This is a genomic window from Nocardioides malaquae (assembly GCF_015070385.1).
GTDB classification, from domain to species: Bacteria; Actinomycetota; Actinomycetes; order Propionibacteriales; family Nocardioidaceae; genus Nocardioides; species Nocardioides malaquae.
Window position 1 is genome coordinate 364,446 of record NZ_JADCSA010000001.1, and the last position, 13,764, is coordinate 378,209.

The 13,764-nt window shown below is 72.9% G+C and carries 14 protein-coding genes; 2 read left to right on the forward strand and 12 right to left on the reverse strand.

The window, feature by feature from the left end; all coding sequences use genetic code 11:
* Nucleotides 1–21: 21 nt before the first annotated feature.
* The 12 genes from smc to IEQ44_RS01800 all read right to left on the reverse strand — a co-directional run bounded on the left by smc (nucleotide 22) and on the right by IEQ44_RS01800 (nucleotide 12,895).
* Nucleotides 22–3,567, reverse strand: a complete 3,546-nt coding sequence (gene smc, locus IEQ44_RS01745; protein WP_193636676.1) for a chromosome segregation protein SMC — start codon at nucleotides 3,565–3,567, stop codon at nucleotides 22–24.
* Nucleotides 3,568–3,658: 91 nt separating this feature from the next.
* Nucleotides 3,659–3,850 (reverse strand): hypothetical protein, encoded by a 192-nt coding sequence (locus IEQ44_RS01750; RefSeq protein WP_193636677.1) that lies wholly within the window; start codon nucleotides 3,848–3,850, stop codon nucleotides 3,659–3,661.
* Nucleotides 3,851–3,952: 102 nt separating this feature from the next.
* A complete protein-coding gene (gene mutM, locus IEQ44_RS01755; protein WP_193636678.1) occupies nucleotides 3,953–4,813 on the reverse strand; it encodes a bifunctional DNA-formamidopyrimidine glycosylase/DNA-(apurinic or apyrimidinic site) lyase in 861 nt (286 codons plus the stop codon).
* A 3-nt stretch (nucleotides 4,814–4,816) separates the two neighbouring features.
* Nucleotides 4,817–5,590, reverse strand: coding sequence for a ribonuclease III (rnc, locus tag IEQ44_RS01760; RefSeq protein WP_193636679.1), 774 nt, complete (start codon nucleotides 5,588–5,590; stop codon nucleotides 4,817–4,819).
* Nucleotides 5,565–5,750, reverse strand: coding sequence for a 50S ribosomal protein L32 (rpmF, locus tag IEQ44_RS01765; RefSeq protein ID WP_193636680.1), 186 nt, complete (start codon nucleotides 5,748–5,750; stop codon nucleotides 5,565–5,567). The genes rnc and rpmF overlap by 26 nt, the downstream gene beginning before the upstream one ends.
* Nucleotides 5,751–5,813: 63 nt before the next feature.
* Nucleotides 5,814–6,377 (reverse strand): YceD family protein, encoded by a 564-nt coding sequence (locus tag IEQ44_RS01770; RefSeq protein ID WP_193636681.1) that lies wholly within the window; start codon nucleotides 6,375–6,377, stop codon nucleotides 5,814–5,816.
* A gap of 77 nt (nucleotides 6,378–6,454) precedes the next feature.
* Nucleotides 6,455–6,937: a pantetheine-phosphate adenylyltransferase gene (coaD, locus tag IEQ44_RS01775; RefSeq protein ID WP_193636682.1), complete on the reverse strand. Its 483-nt coding sequence runs from the start codon at nucleotides 6,935–6,937 to the stop codon at nucleotides 6,455–6,457.
* 2 nt (nucleotides 6,938–6,939) lie between these two features.
* Complete coding sequence (rsmD, locus tag IEQ44_RS01780) at nucleotides 6,940–7,560, reverse strand: 16S rRNA (guanine(966)-N(2))-methyltransferase RsmD (protein WP_193636683.1); 621 nt, start codon at nucleotides 7,558–7,560, stop codon at nucleotides 6,940–6,942.
* Complete coding sequence (locus tag IEQ44_RS01785) at nucleotides 7,557–9,809, reverse strand: ATP-dependent DNA helicase RecG (RefSeq protein WP_319804424.1); 2,253 nt, start codon at nucleotides 9,807–9,809, stop codon at nucleotides 7,557–7,559. The genes rsmD and IEQ44_RS01785 overlap by 4 nt, the downstream gene beginning before the upstream one ends.
* A 4-nt stretch (nucleotides 9,810–9,813) precedes the next feature.
* Complete coding sequence (locus IEQ44_RS01790) at nucleotides 9,814–11,481, reverse strand: DAK2 domain-containing protein (RefSeq protein ID WP_193636684.1); 1,668 nt, start codon at nucleotides 11,479–11,481, stop codon at nucleotides 9,814–9,816.
* A gap of 145 nt (nucleotides 11,482–11,626) precedes the next feature.
* Nucleotides 11,627–11,812 (reverse strand): 50S ribosomal protein L28, encoded by a 186-nt coding sequence (gene rpmB / locus IEQ44_RS01795; RefSeq protein ID WP_193636685.1) that lies wholly within the window; start codon nucleotides 11,810–11,812, stop codon nucleotides 11,627–11,629.
* 132 nt (nucleotides 11,813–11,944) lie between these two features.
* Nucleotides 11,945–12,895, reverse strand: a complete 951-nt coding sequence (locus IEQ44_RS01800) for a thiamine-phosphate kinase (RefSeq protein ID WP_227486662.1) — start codon at nucleotides 12,893–12,895, stop codon at nucleotides 11,945–11,947.
* A gap of 109 nt (nucleotides 12,896–13,004) precedes the next feature.
* Here IEQ44_RS01800 and IEQ44_RS01805 point away from each other — a divergent pair, with 109 nt between their 5' ends.
* Together IEQ44_RS01805 and IEQ44_RS01810 are read left to right on the forward strand one after the other, a co-directional pair.
* Nucleotides 13,005–13,238 (forward strand): Lrp/AsnC ligand binding domain-containing protein, encoded by a 234-nt coding sequence (locus IEQ44_RS01805; RefSeq protein WP_193636687.1) that lies wholly within the window; start codon nucleotides 13,005–13,007, stop codon nucleotides 13,236–13,238.
* 2 nt (nucleotides 13,239–13,240) lie between these two features.
* On the forward strand, nucleotides 13,241–13,762 hold the full coding sequence (locus IEQ44_RS01810; RefSeq protein ID WP_193636688.1) for a DUF3515 domain-containing protein: 522 nt from the start codon (nucleotides 13,241–13,243) through the stop codon (nucleotides 13,760–13,762).
* Nucleotides 13,763–13,764: the final 2 nt, after the last annotated feature.

Genomic DNA, 13,764 nt, shown 5'->3' on the forward strand with positions numbered 1-13,764 from the left:
CGGCCCACGGGTGCGCGTGCGTCAGGCGGGCTCGGCGTCGCGCAGCCGTTGACTGATCACGGCGGAGACGCCGTCTCCGCGCATGGTCACGCCGTAGAGCGCGTCCCCGACCTCCATGGTCCGTTTCTGGTGCGTGATCACGAGCAGCTGGGAGTTCTCCCGCAGCTCCTCGTAGATCTGCAGCAGGCGCCCCAGGTTGGTGTCGTCGAGGGCTGCCTCGACCTCGTCCAGGATGTAGAAGGGAGAGGGGCGCGCCTTGAAGAGCGCGACCAGGAAGGCCACGGCGACCAGCGAGCGTTCACCGCCGGAGAGCAGCGAGAGCCGCTTGACCTTCTTGCCGGGCGGGCGCGCCTCGACCTCCACCCCCGTGGTCAGCATCGACGAGGGGTCGGTGAGCACCAGTCGCCCCTCCCCGCCGGGGAAGAGACGCGCGAAGGTCGCGTCGAAGGCCTTCTCCACGTCGGCGTAGGCCTCGGTGAAGACCTGCTCGACGCGGGCGTCGACCTCCTTGACGATCTCCATCAGGTCCTTGCGGGTGCGCTTGAGGTCGTCGAGCTGCTCGGTCAGGAACTTGTGCCGTTCCTCCATCGCCGCGAACTCCTCGAGCGCGAGCGGGTTGACCCGCCCGAGCTGGGCGAGGGCCCGCTCGGCCGACCGGAGGCGCTTCACCTGCACCTCGCGGACGAAGGGTTCGGGCTCCGGCGCCTCCTCGCCCTCGGGCACCTCGCCGAAGAACGGGACCGCGACGTGCGGGCCGTACTCGTCGACGAGCACCTGAGGGTCGAGACCGAGCTCGTCGACCGCCTTCTCCTCGAGCTGCTCGACGCGCATGCGCTGCTGGGCGCGCGCCAGCTCGTCGCGGTGCACCGAGCTGACCAGCTCGTCGTGCTCGCGGGTGAGATCACGCAAGCGGGACCGGACGCGCAGCAGCTGCTCCTCCCGCTCGTGGCGAGCGCGCTCCACGGAGGCACGCTCCTCGGCGGCCTCGTTGACCGACGACTCGAGGGCGTGGAGCACCACCGCCACCGCGGTGCCGACCGCCTCCGCCGCGCGACCCTCGCGCAGCAGCCGCTCGCGTCGCGCCGCCACCTTGGCCCGGTTCTCACGCTCGTTGCGGGCCTGACGGAGCAGGGCGTCGGCGCGCCCGTGCACTGCTCGCGCGCGCTCCTCGGCCGTCCGCAACGCCAGACGGGCCTCCATCTCGTGCTGTCGGGCGGCCCGTGCCGCCTCCACCAGCTCCTCGCGGCGCGTGGTGTCCGGCTCCTCCTCGGGCGCCTCCTCGGCGAGGGAGAGACGCTTCTCCAGCTCCACCAGCCCCGCCTGGTCCCGCTCCCGGGCCTCGGTGGCGGTGGCGATCGCCCGCTCGAGCCGGTCGGCCTCCCCGCGAGCGGCGCGGGCCTGGGAGTGGTGGTGCCCGAGCTCCTCGGCGATGGCGGCCAGGGTGGCGTCGGACTCGTGGAGCCGGGCCAGGGCGACGTCGACGCGCTTCTGCGCCTCGAGCCGGCGGGCCTCGACCCCCGAGATCTCGAATCCCAACCGCTCGCCCCGGGCGGTCGCCTCGGCGAGCTGCTGCTCGGCCTCGTCGTGGGCGGCCTGCACCTCCAGGAGGCTGGGTTGGCTGGCGGAGCCGCCGTGGGCGAGGTGGGGCCCGAGGCGGTCCCCCTCGCGCGTCACGGCCACGACCTCGGGCAGCTCCTCGACGAGGCGTCGCGCGGAGGCCAGGTCGTCGACCACGGCCACCCGGTCGAGCACCCGCTCGAGCGCCCCGGACAGCTGCGTCGGCGCGGTGAGCACGTCGATCGCCCAGACCGCTCCACCGGGCAGTGCGGGCCACGCCCGCTCAGGGGCAGGGGGGCCGCCCACGAGCAGTGACGCCCTGCCGAGGTCCTCGGCGCGCAACAGCTCCATGGCACGCACCGCGGCGGCGGCGTCGGCCACCGCGACGGCGTCGGCGACCCCACCCAGGGCGGCGGCGACCGCTGCCTCGTGGCCTGGGTGCACCGTGACGAGACCCGAGACGGCGCCCAGCAGCCCGTCGACCTCGGCCAGCAGCAGGGCACCTGCCCCGTCCTTGCGGTTGAGCCCCAGGGCGAGGGCGTCGACCCGGGCCCGCAACGCCGTCCGGTCGCGGTCGGCCTGGGTGACGGCCTCGCGCAGACGGGTCAGCTCCGCCTCCACGGCATCGAGGTCGTCGACGGCCGCCTCGTGCTCGGCGTCCAGGCCCTCCTCGCCGGCGTCCAGCCCTGCCACCTTCGTCTCGAGGGCGGTGAATTCGGCCTCGGCCCGCTCGGCACGCACCAACGCCTCGCGGCGAGCCTCAGCCAGGCGTCCGATCTCCTCGCCGGCCGCCGTCGCGCGGCTCCTGGCCGCGTTGACCTGACCGGTCAGACGGGCCAGGCCCTCCCTGGCGTCCGCAGCCGCGCGCTGCAGTGCGTGGAGGCGCCGCTCCTCCTCGCCGGCCGCGTCCTCGGCCTCGCGGCGTGCGGTGACCGCCTGCTCCAGGGCCGACCTGAGTTCCTGCACCTCGAGCGCGACGGCCTCCTCCTGCTCCCTCGCGCGCTGCGCGTCCGCCTCCAGACGGTCGGGGTCCCGGCCGGTGTCGACCTCGACGTCGGTCGACCCCTGGGCGTTGCGGAGCCGTTCGGCGGCCAGCGACTGGGTCCCGCGGAGGCGCTCGCGCAGGCCCGAGAGAGCGAACCAGGTCTCCTGGGCGGCCGCCAGCATCGGGAGGTCCTCGCGCAGGGAGGCCTCGAGCTGGGCCTCGACGTCGCGCACCCGGGCCAGCTCCGCCTCGACCTCGGCGCGCCGTTCGACGAGGACCGTCTCGTCGGCCAGCTCCTGCTCGAGCACCGTGCGAGCCGTCACCAGGTCGTCGGCAGCGATCCGGGCGCGGGCGTCCCGCACCTCCGCCTGCACGGTGGCGGCGCGACGGGCGATCTCGGCCTGGCGCCCGAGCGGCTTGAGCTGGCGCCGCAGCTCGACCAGCAGGTCGGCGAGCCGGGTCAGGTTGCCCTCGGTGGAGGCGAGCTTGCGCAGCGCCTTCTCCTTGCGCTTGCGGTGCTTGAGGACGCCGGCGGCCTCCTCGATGAAGCCGCGCCGGTCCTCCGGGGTGGCGTGCAGGATCGAGTCGAGCTGGCCCTGGCCGACGATGACGTGCATCTCCCGGCCGATGCCGGAGTCGCTGAGCAGGTCCTGGACGTCGAGCAGCCGACAGGCGGTGCCGTTGATCGCGTACTCCGAGCCGCCGTTGCGGAACATCGTCCGGCTGATGGTGACCTCGGAGTAGTCGATCGGCAGCGCGCCGTCGGAGTTGTCGATGGTCAGCTGCACCTCTGCGCGGCCCAGCGGCGGGCGACCGGAGGTGCCGGCGAAGATGACGTCCTCCATCTTGCCGCCGCGCAACGACTTGGCGCCCTGCTCGCCCATCACCCAGGCGAGGGCGTCCACGACGTTGGACTTGCCCGACCCGTTGGGTCCGACGATGCAGGTGATGCCGGGCTCGAGGTGGAGGGTCGTGGCGGACGCGAAGGACTTGAACCCCTTCAGGGTCAGGCTCTTCAGGTACACCCGTGTCTCCTCCACGTCCCGACGCCGGCACGGCGCGGGTCAGAGACTACCGCTCCGCCTCCCCCGTGGGGCGGCGGAGAAGGGCGACGTCTCAGGCGGGGAGCATCTCCTGCTCCATCAGCGTGGTCGTCTCGATGTCGCGGAGGCGGTCGTTCTCCTGCTGCAGTCGCAGGACGAGGGTCTCCAGCTCGCTGACGCGCAGACGCAGACGGGCGTTCTCGGAGGTGAGTCGGTGGACACCGCGCGTGTCGGAAGGGAGGTGTCCGAGGAGGGCCTTGGCCATCAGGAACCTTTCACAGGAAGAGGGCTGGGCCCGACAGGGCCGTGTTCCAGAGTCCCACCGTCGACGGGCGGGGTCAATTCCGCGTCGCGTCGCCGCGCAGCCTCAGCCCGTCCCGCTGCGCCGACGCCGCGGGACCGGCTGGCAGGTGGGGCAGAAGTAGGAGGAGCGGTTCATGAAGGCGACCCGCCGGATCGCCGTGCCGCACCGCTCGCACGGCTCGTCCTCACGGCCGTACGCGTGCAGGCTGCGGTCGAAGTAGCCCGACTCGCCGTTGACGTTGACGTAGAGCGCGTCGAAGCTCGTGCCGCCCTGCTCCAGCGCCTGCAGCATCACCGACCGCGCCCGGTCCAGCACCTCCAGCGCCTGGGCCCGCGTGAGCCGGTCACCGGGCCGCTCCCCGTGCACCCGGGCGAGCCAGAGCGCCTCGTCGGCGTAGATGTTGCCGACCCCCGAGACCAGGGTCTGGTCGAGCAGCTGCCGCTTCACCGCGCTCCCCCGCCGCCGGATCCGCCGACCCACCTCCTCCGCGTCGAACGCGGGGTCGAGGGGGTCGCGGGCGATGTGCGCGATCTCGGTGGGCAGCTCGGCGCCGCCGGGGGCGAAGGAGAGACCGCCGAACATCCGCTGGTCGACGAAACGCAACTCAGCCCCGGAGTCGAGGGCGAACCGGACCCGGAGGTGCCGCTCCGCAGGAGCGTGCGGGGTCTTGACGAGCATCTGCCCGCTCATGCCGAGGTGGCCGAGCACGGCGTCGGTGTCGTCGAGGGCGAGCCAGAAGTACTTGCCGCGGCGCGACACCGCGGTGACCGTACGCCCGGTGACCGCCCGCGCGAATCCCTCGGGCCCCGTGGGGTCGCGGCGCAGCGGACGGGCGTGCAGCACCTCGACGCCCGTCACCCGGGCGCCGACGACGTGGGCCTCCAGGCCCCGTCGGACCACCTCGACCTCGGGCAGCTCCGGCACGGCTCAGGAAGCCGGGACGCCGTCGGAGGCGGCGGTCTCCTCGGCGTCGCGCAGCGCGTGGGCCTCGGTGATCTCGCCGTAGGCCGTCTGGGCCGCTGCCTGCTCGGCCTCCTTCTTCGACCGACCGGTGCCGTGCCCGTAGAGGTCACCGCCGACGCGCACCTGGGCGGTGAAGGTCTTCTGGTGGTCGGGACCCTCGTCGGAGATGACGTACTCCGGGACCCCGAGGTTGTGCGAGGCGGCCAGCTCCTGCAACGACGTCTTCCAGTCGAGGCCCGCGCCCATGTCGGCGGCCGCCTCCATCAGCGGGTCGAAGAGGCGGTGCACGACGGCAGAGGACTCCTCGATGCCGCCGGAGAGGTGGATGGCGCCGATGACCGCCTCGACGGTGTCGGAGAGGATCGAGGCCTTCTCCCGACCGCCCGTCGACTCCTCACCCCGCCCGAGCTTGATGTGCTCACCCAGCCCGATCGAGCGGGCGACCTCGGCCAGGGCGCGCGCGTTGACCACGGCGGCACGCAGCTTCGCCAACCGTCCCTCGGAGAGGTCGGGGTGGGTGGTGTACAGCGTCTCGGTGACCACGACGCCGAGCACCGAGTCGCCGAGGAACTCCAGGCGCTCGTTGGTCGGCAGACCGCCGTTCTCGTAGGCGTACGAGCGGTGGGTCAGGGCGCGGTCGAGCAGCTCGGGGTCCAGGACTGGATCCCCGAGCTGCTCGCGCAGACGCTCGGTGCTCAGGACCTTCGGCCGGTCAGAGGACCTGACGACGCGCGGCACGCGCGCCGTACTGGCCACACTCGCCGCACGCACGGTGCGGGAGGTGCTTGGCGTCGCACGCCGGGTTGGCGCAGTTCACCAGCACAGGGGCGACAGCCTTCCACTGCGAGCGACGGTGGCGCGTGTTGCTGCGCGACATCTTCCGCTTCGGAACAGCCACTGTTTTCTCCTCATGCCTGGGCCGCGAGGGCCACTTGCTTCTCGCCCGGTCGGTCGACCGGTCTCAGTCTTCGTCCTGCTCGTCCTGCTGGAGGGCCTGCAGGCCGGCCCATCGCGGGTCGATCGCAGCCTCGTGCCCGTGGTCGGGGTCGTCCGCGAGCCGGGCGCCACACTCGACGCACAACCCGGGACAGTCGTCCTGGCACAGCGGCTGGAAGGGTAGTGCAAGCACCACCGCGTCCCGCAGCAGGGGCTCGAGGTCGAGCAGGTCGTCCTCGAGCTTGCTGACCTCGTCGTCCAAGTCCTCGTCGGACTGGTCGTGCCGGATGTCGTCGTACACGTACAGCTCCTGGAGGTCGACGACGATCTCGTCCTCGATCGACTCCAGGCAGCGCACGCACTCGCCGACGAGCGTGGCTTGCGCCGTGCCCGTCACCAGCACGCCCTCCATGACCGCCTCGAGCCGCAGGTCCAGGTGGACCTGCTCCCCGGGGGGGACGTGGAGAACTTCGATGCCCAGCTCTGTCGGCGCCTCGACGTCGCGGACCAGCTCACGTTGGACCCCCGGGCGGCGGCCGAGCTCGCGAGTGTCGAGCACGAGCGGCGCTCTCGGGTCCAGACTGCTCACTGACCACTTTCGTTTCGGCGCAACAGAACCAGCCAAGCCTAACCGTCCCCACCGCGACGGGGCAAAACTGGGTGGCCTCAGCCCCGCTCGGCCAGGCGCGCGGTCAGCCGCTCCAGCACGAAGGCGGGCAGGAAGGCGGCCACGTCCCCACCCAGTCCGGCCACCTCCTTCACCAGGCTGGAGGAGACGAACGCGTACTGGGGGTCGGTGGCCACGAAGACCGTCTCGACCCCGGCGAGGTGCGCGTTCATCTGGGCCATCGGGAGCTCGTACTCGAAGTCGCCGGCGGCGCGCAGACCCTTGACGATCGCGTGCACGTCCTCGGCGACGCAGAAGTCGGTCAGCAGACCGGTGAACCCCGCCACCCGCACGTTGGGCAGGTCGGCGACCGCCTCGCGCAGCATCTCGATGCGCTCCTGCGGGTCGAAGAGGCGGCTCTTGGAGGGGTTGGTGCCGGTCGCCACCACGACCTCGTCGAAGAGCCCCGCCGCCCGACGGAAGATGTCGAGGTGACCGTTCGTCACGGGGTCGAACGACCCGGGGCAGACAGCACGACGCACGCTCACTCCTCCTCGACGGTCGGGGCGGTGAGGTGCTCGGGCTCGCCCTCCGGCTCGTCCCGCTCGTCGGCGTGACCGTACCAAAGCACGGTCTCCCCGTACTTCTTCCGGCGCCGCTCCACCAGGCCCGCCGGCCAGACCGGTCCGGGCGAGCGTGAGCCCCGCTCCACGACCACCAGGGCTCCGGGCACCAACCACCCGTGACGCACCAGGGCCAGCAGGTCCTCCTCCACCCGTGCGGTCTCCAGCGGGTAGGGCGGGTCGGAGAAGACCACGTCGTAGGGGGCCGCCGGCGGCGTCCCGAGGACGGCGGCGACCGACGCGGCGCGCACGTCGGCGTGGGCGAAGTCCAGCGCGCCGGCGTTGGACCGGATGAGGGACGCGGTCCGCCGGTCCTGCTCGACCAGCGTCACGACGCCCGCACCCCGCGACCACGCCTCGAGCCCCACGGCGCCCGACCCGGCGTACAGGTCGAGGAAGCGCAGGCCGTCGAGCGGACCGCACCACGCCTCGACGGCCGAGAAGAGCGCCTCGCGCACCCGGTCGCTCGTCGGGCGGGTCAGCTGGCCGCGAGGCGTGGTCAGGCGCCGCCCACCGGCACGGCCTCCGATGATGCGTGTCATGCCTTCTCCAGGTAGTCCGAGCTCGCGCTGGCCTCGATCTGCGTCACCCGCTGCGCCAGCACCGGCGCGGCGGCGAGGTCGGGGTCGGCCTCCAGCAGGCGCTCGGCCTCCTCGCGCGCCGCGACGATCGTCCGCTCGTCGCGCAGCACCCGCAGCGTGACGAGGCTCGAGCGGAACCCGCTCTGGTCGGCCCCCAGCACGTCGCCCTCGCGGCGCTGCTCGAGGTCGACCCGGCTGAGCTCGAACCCGTCGGTCGTCGCGGCGACCGCGGCCAGGCGTTCCCGCGCCGGCGTCTGCGCCTCCGCACGGGTCACCAGCAGGCACAGCCCGGGCAGACCACCCCGGCCGACCCGGCCACGGAGCTGGTGGAGCTGCGAGATGCCGAACCGGTCGGCGTCCATGACGACGATCGTGGTCGCGTTGGCCACGTCGACGCCCACCTCGATCACCGTGGTGGCCACCAGCACGTCGACCTCGCCGGCCGCGAAGCGGCGCATCACCGTGTCCTTCTCCTCGGGCGAGAGCCGACCGTGCAGCACCTCCACGCGCACCCCGGCGAGCGGTCCAGCCCGCAGCTGCGGCGCCAGGTCCTCCACCGCCGTCAGGGGTTGGGCCGGCGCCCGCGGGGCCGCACCCTCGGCACCGGAGTCCGGGTCGGCGGGCGCGTCGCTCTCCCCCACCTCCTGCTCGTCGCCGACGATGCGGGGGCACACGACGTACGCCTGGTGGCCCGCCGCCACCTCCTCCGCGACGCGCTGCCAGACCCGCTCCTCCCAGTGGGGCTGCTCGGCCAGGGGGGCGACGTGGGTGGCGATGGGGGCCCGTCCCGCCGGGAGCTCGCGCAGCACCGAGGTCTCCAGGTCTCCGAAGACCGTCATCGCGACGGTCCGAGGGATGGGGGTCGCCGTCATGACCAGGACATGGGGCGGCGAGCTCGCCTTGCCGGTCAGGGCGGAGCGCTGCTCCACCCCGAACCGGTGCTGCTCGTCGACCACGACGAGGCCCAGGTCGAAGAAGGTGACCTCGTCCTCGAGGAGCGCGTGGGTCCCGACCACGATCCCCGCCTCCCCCGTCGCGATGTCGAGCATGGCCGCCTGGCGCTGCGCCCGTCCCATGGAGCCGGTGAGCAGGGTGACCCGGGTGGCGTCCTCGGCACCACCCAGCATCCCGCCGCCGGCCAGGTCTCCGAGCATCGCGGTGATCGAGCGGTGGTGCTGCTGGGCCAGCACCTCCGTGGGGGCCAGCAGCACGGCCTGGCCGCCCGAGTCGACCACGCGCAGCATCGCTCGCAGGGCGACGACCGTCTTGCCCGACCCGACCTCACCCTGCAGCAGGCGGTTCATCGGGTGGGGACGGGCGAGCTCGGCCTCGAGGACCGCACCGACCTTCCGCTGCCCGGCGGTCAGGTCGAAGGGCAGCCGCGCGTCGAAGTGCTCCAGCAACCGGCCTTGACCACCGGTCCGGGCCTGCGCACCGAGGCTGCGCTGGGCGGCGCGGCGACGCGCCAGCACCAGCTGCAGCACCAGGGCCTCGGCGAACCGGAACCGTCGACGGGCCGCGTGCACCTGGTCCATGTCGTCGGGCGCGTGGATCCAGCGCAGCGCCGTCATCACGTCGGGCAGGTCGTGCCTGCCGCGCACCTCCTCGGGCAGCTCCTCCTCCACCCCCGAGACGAGGTCGAGGGCCACCGCCACGGTCTTCTGCAGGTCCCACGAGTAGAGCTTGGCGGTCAACGGGTAGACCGGCATCAGACCCTTGAGGCTCGCGGCGAGCGTCTCGTCGGGCCCCCCTTCGCCGTCACCGCGCCCGAAGATGACCACGTGCGGCTGGGCGAGCTGCCAACGACTGTTGAAGCGCTGCACCTTGCCGCTGAAGAGGCCGCGCGACCCCACGGCCATCCGGGCCTGCTCCCGCTCGGCCATCGTGCGGTGCGGCAGGAACCAGGTGGCGGTGAACTCGGGCCCCTGGGTCACGACCCTCACCTCGACCCGGTGCCCCGGCTTGTTGGTGCGCCGGTTGGTGAAGGTCTTGAGCTGGCTGGAGGCGACCTCGCCGACGACGGTGACCATCTCCCCCTCCTCGGGAGTGACGTCCTCACTCAGCTCGGTGGTGCGCACGTAGCGCCGCGGGAAGTGGTGCAGCAGCTCGCCCACGGTCCGCAGGCCGAGCCCGTCCTCCACCGCCTTGCGCTTCGTCGTCGACCGCCCGAAGACGGTCGCGACGGGCGAGTCCGGCGTGATCGCGACCACGGGGCTACTCGACGCAGACCAGGAGCGGGTACCGGTCCTGGCCGCCCTCGTGCACCACGACCTCGGCCAGCGGGTGACTCTCGGCCACGGCCGCTGCACACTGCGCCGCGAGGTCGGCCGAACCCTCGTCGCGACCGGTCACCAGGGTCACCAGCTCGCCACCCGCGCCGAGCAGGCGGTGCACGACGTCGCCGGCGACCTCGCACAGGTCCGTGCCGATCACCGCGAAGTCGCCGTCGATGACGCCCAGGGCATCACCGGGCTCGCAGGGCCCGGCGCTGGTGAAGGCCTGCTTCGCCGCCACGGTCACCGCACCGTGGCGGGCGTGGCGGGCGGTGGCCGTCATCTCGAGCACGTCCTGCTCGAGCGTACGTCCGGGCTCGTGCACGGCGACGGCGGCCAGGCCCTGCACCTGGGCCTGGGTGGGGATCACCACGACGCGGACCTCGCCGGACTCCTCGGCGGTCCGGGCTGCGATCTCGGCCACCCGCACGGAGTCGGGGTCGTTGGGCATGACCACGACCTCGGCGGCCCCGCTCGCCTCGATCGCCGCCAGGATCTCACCGGTCGACGGGCGGCGCCCGACCTCGGCCTCGACGGCGACGGCGCCGGCCTCGGTGAAGAGGTCGCGCAACCCCGGACCCATCGCGACCGCGACCACGCGCCGGCCGCTCCGGCCGGCGTCGCGGCGACGCCCCTCGGCCTGCTGGGCGAGCTGCTGCGCGATCTGCTCCGCGAAGTGGGTGACCCGGATGCGGTGCGGACGCCCCGCCCGGATGCCGGCCTCGATGGCGGCGCCCACGTCGTCGACGTGCACGTGGACGTTCCAGAGGTCCTCGTTGCCGACGACCACCAGTGAGTCACCCAGGCCGGCCAGCTCCTCGCGCAGGACGGCGACCGCTGCCTCCTCGGCGTCGAGCAGGAACATCACCTCGTAGCCCGGGCCCCCCTCGATGAGGTCGTGCTCGGCGGCGGGGAGGCGGACGGGGACGCGCGGAGCGCGCTGGCGGCCCTCGTCGATGGGGTGCCGGCCGGTGAGCACGCGCTCGGCGGCGTCGAGGACCACGCAGAGTCCGCGACCGCCGGCATCGACGACGCCGGCGTCGGCGAGCACGGACAGCTGGGTGGGGGTCAGCTCGAGCGCCTCGCGAGCGGCAGCGGCGGCCACGACGATGACGTCAGCGGCCCGCACCCGGCCCTCGGGCTCGTGCACCAGGGACATCGCGCGCTCGCTGGCAGCGCGCGCGACGGTGAGGATGGTGCCCTCGACGGGCGTGGCCACGGCGTCGTAGCTCGCCCGGGTCGAGGCAGCCATCGCCTCCGCGACCACGGTGGCGACGTCGTCGTCGGGGCTTGCTCGCTCGATGCGCTGGGCGACGGCGCCGAGCATCTGACTCAGGATGACGCCGGAGTTGCCGCGTGCTCCCAGCAGCGCGGCTCGACGGAAGGCGGCGAGCCCCTCGAGGAGCCCCCCGCCGTCGTCGGCCACCTCACGGACGGCGTTGCGGGCCGCCGAGAAGGTGAGGAACATGTTGGTGCCGGTGTCGCCGTCGGGCACCGGGTAGACGTTGAGGGCGTCGATCTCCTCGCGGGCCGCACTCAGCGCGTCGGTGGCCACGTCGACGAAGCGCAGCACCGTGGGAAGCGTGATCCCGTGCGGCACCTGCTCCATGCATCCACTCCTGCGGTCCTCGACGTCCAGCACACCTTAGTGCGGCTCTCCCGGGCACCACCGCCGGGTCACCGGAAATGCAGAAGACCTCGGGAGCACTGCTCACCGAGGTCTTCGTCGCTGTTGCCAGCGGCGTACGTCCGCGTCAGCGCGTGACCTTGCCGGCCTTCAGGCAGCCGGTGCAGACGTTGACGCGCTTGGGCGAACCGTTCACCGTGGCGCGCACGCGCTGGATGTTCGGGTTGAAGCGACGCTTCGTGATCTTGCGCGACCAAGGACGGTTGTTGCCGAAGCCCGGCTTCTTGGCGCAGATGTCGCAGACGGCAGCCACCGTGCACTCCGATCAGTTCGTTGGATTCCTCGAATGTGTGCTCGCGCCGGCCGATGTCCTGGCCCGGAGCAACCGCACCAGAGTAGCCGAGATCCCTCGACCGGAGAAATCGAGGTCCCCGCCGGACGACTCCTAGAAGTGCACCCAACCCGCGGGCCCCTCGAAGGGACTCCCGTCCACGGTCACCCCCGAGCCCTCGGCGACCTCACCCACGACGCGCCACCCCTGCGGCACGGCCCCGGTCGACGCGAAGGTCGCCAGCAGCGGGTGGTCGTCACCTCCGCCCAGGATGAACTGCATCGGGTCGGCGTTGAGGGCAGCCCCCACCGCGTGCAACGGCTCGGCCACCTCGAAGGCGCCGGCGTGCAGGTCGATCGCGACCCCGGACTCCGCGGCCAGGTGACCGGCGTCGGCGACCAGCCCGTCGGAGACGTCGATCATCGAGGTGGCCCCCGCGGCGGCCGCGACGACGCCCGCCTCGTACGGCGGCTGCGGGCTGCGGTAGGCCTCCACGAGCACCCGCGGGGAACGGAAGCCCCGGGTCAGCACGGCCAACCCACCCGCCGCCCAGCCCTGGCGCCCGCACAGGGCGACCACGTCACCCGCGCGAGCTCCCGACCGGAGCACGGGGGCGTGGGTGAGGGCACCGATGGCCGTGACCGCCACCACCACCTGGTCGCCGCGGGTGGTGTCGCCACCGACGACCTGGGCGCCCACCTTGGCGCACTCCTCGGCGAACCCGCGCGCGAACTCCAGCGCCCACCCGGCCTCGAGGTCGCCGGGAAGGGTCAGGCCGACCGTCATCGAGTGGGCCCGCCCACCCATGGCGTTGATGTCGGAGAGGTTCTGGGCCGCGGCCCGCCGGCCCACGTCACCCCCCTGGACCCAGTCACGGCGGAAGTGACGCCCCTCGACCATCACGTCGGTGGAGACCACCACGTGGCCGTTGCGGATGCGCAGCACAGCGGCGTCGTCGCCGGGGCCCACGATGACGTCGTCACCCTGCGGGTAGAGACCGATGAACGCCTCGATCAGCTCGAACTCGCCGACCTCGGACAGGGGGGACTGCTCAGACAACGCCATGGCTCCATCTCACCAGACCGGGCCGCGGGGTCGTGGCACCCGTGAGCCTTCCGGCGCGTGGCAGGGGCCTGTAGGTTGGGCTCGTCGTCGCCCCAACGGAGGAGTCCCCATGGTCCAGGCCTACATCCTGATCCAGACCGACGTCGGCAAGGCGGCAGAGGTGGCCGCGGCCATCGCCGAGATCGACGGCGTGACCAGCGCCGAGGACGTCACCGGCCCCTACGACGTCATCGTGCGCGCCGAGGCGCGCAACGTCGACGAGCTGGGGCGCATGGTCGTCTCCCGGGTGCAGAGCCTCGAGGGGATCACCCGCACGCTGACCTGTCCCGTCGTGCACATCTGAGGGTGTCGCACCGCCCACGCCGCCGGCCGGGACCGCGTCGGTCCCCCCTGCTGCGCACCCCGTCGCTGCTCGTCTCCGTGGCGGCCCTCGCCGCCCTCGCCGCCTGCGGGTCGGACGTCGAGATCACCTCGACGGGACTCTCCGAGGAGGAACGCGCTGCGTGCGAGGCGCTCGTGGCCGACCTGCCCGACACCCTCTTCGACCAGGAGCGGGTCGAGACCTCCGGTGACGGCATCGGCGCCGCCTGGGGCGACCCGCCGGTGGTGCTCACCTGTGGCGCCGGGGACCCCGAGGAGTTCGACGCGTGGGCCCGCTGCAGCGAGATAGCCGGCATCGGGTGGTACGTGCCGGACTCCCAGATGAAGGACGCCGAGAGCGACGTGGTGATGACCGCCCAGAGCCACTCCCCCCGAGTGAGCCTGGCGATCCCCGCTGCTCACCGGTTCAACGGTCCCGACACCCACCTGAAGACGATCGGCGAGGTGCTGGGGCGACACCTCACCGAGACGCAGCCCTGCCGCTGAGG

Bases quoted from the DNA above. Each gene is read 5' to 3' on its own strand.
- IEQ44_RS01800 (WP_227486662.1), bottom strand. From the start codon at position 12,895: ATGGCGTTGTCTGAGCAGTCCCCCCTGTCCGAGGTCGGCGAGTTCGAG.
- rsmD (WP_193636683.1), bottom strand. From the start codon at position 7,560: ATGACACGCATCATCGGAGGCCGTGCCGGTGGGCGGCGCCTGACCACG.
- IEQ44_RS01750 (WP_193636677.1), bottom strand. From the start codon at position 3,850: ATGGCCAAGGCCCTCCTCGGACACCTCCCTTCCGACACGCGCGGTGTC.
- IEQ44_RS01805 (WP_193636687.1), top strand. From the start codon at position 13,005: ATGGTCCAGGCCTACATCCTGATCCAGACCGACGTCGGCAAGGCGGCA.
- IEQ44_RS01790 (WP_193636684.1), bottom strand. From the start codon at position 11,481: ATGGAGCAGGTGCCGCACGGGATCACGCTTCCCACGGTGCTGCGCTTC.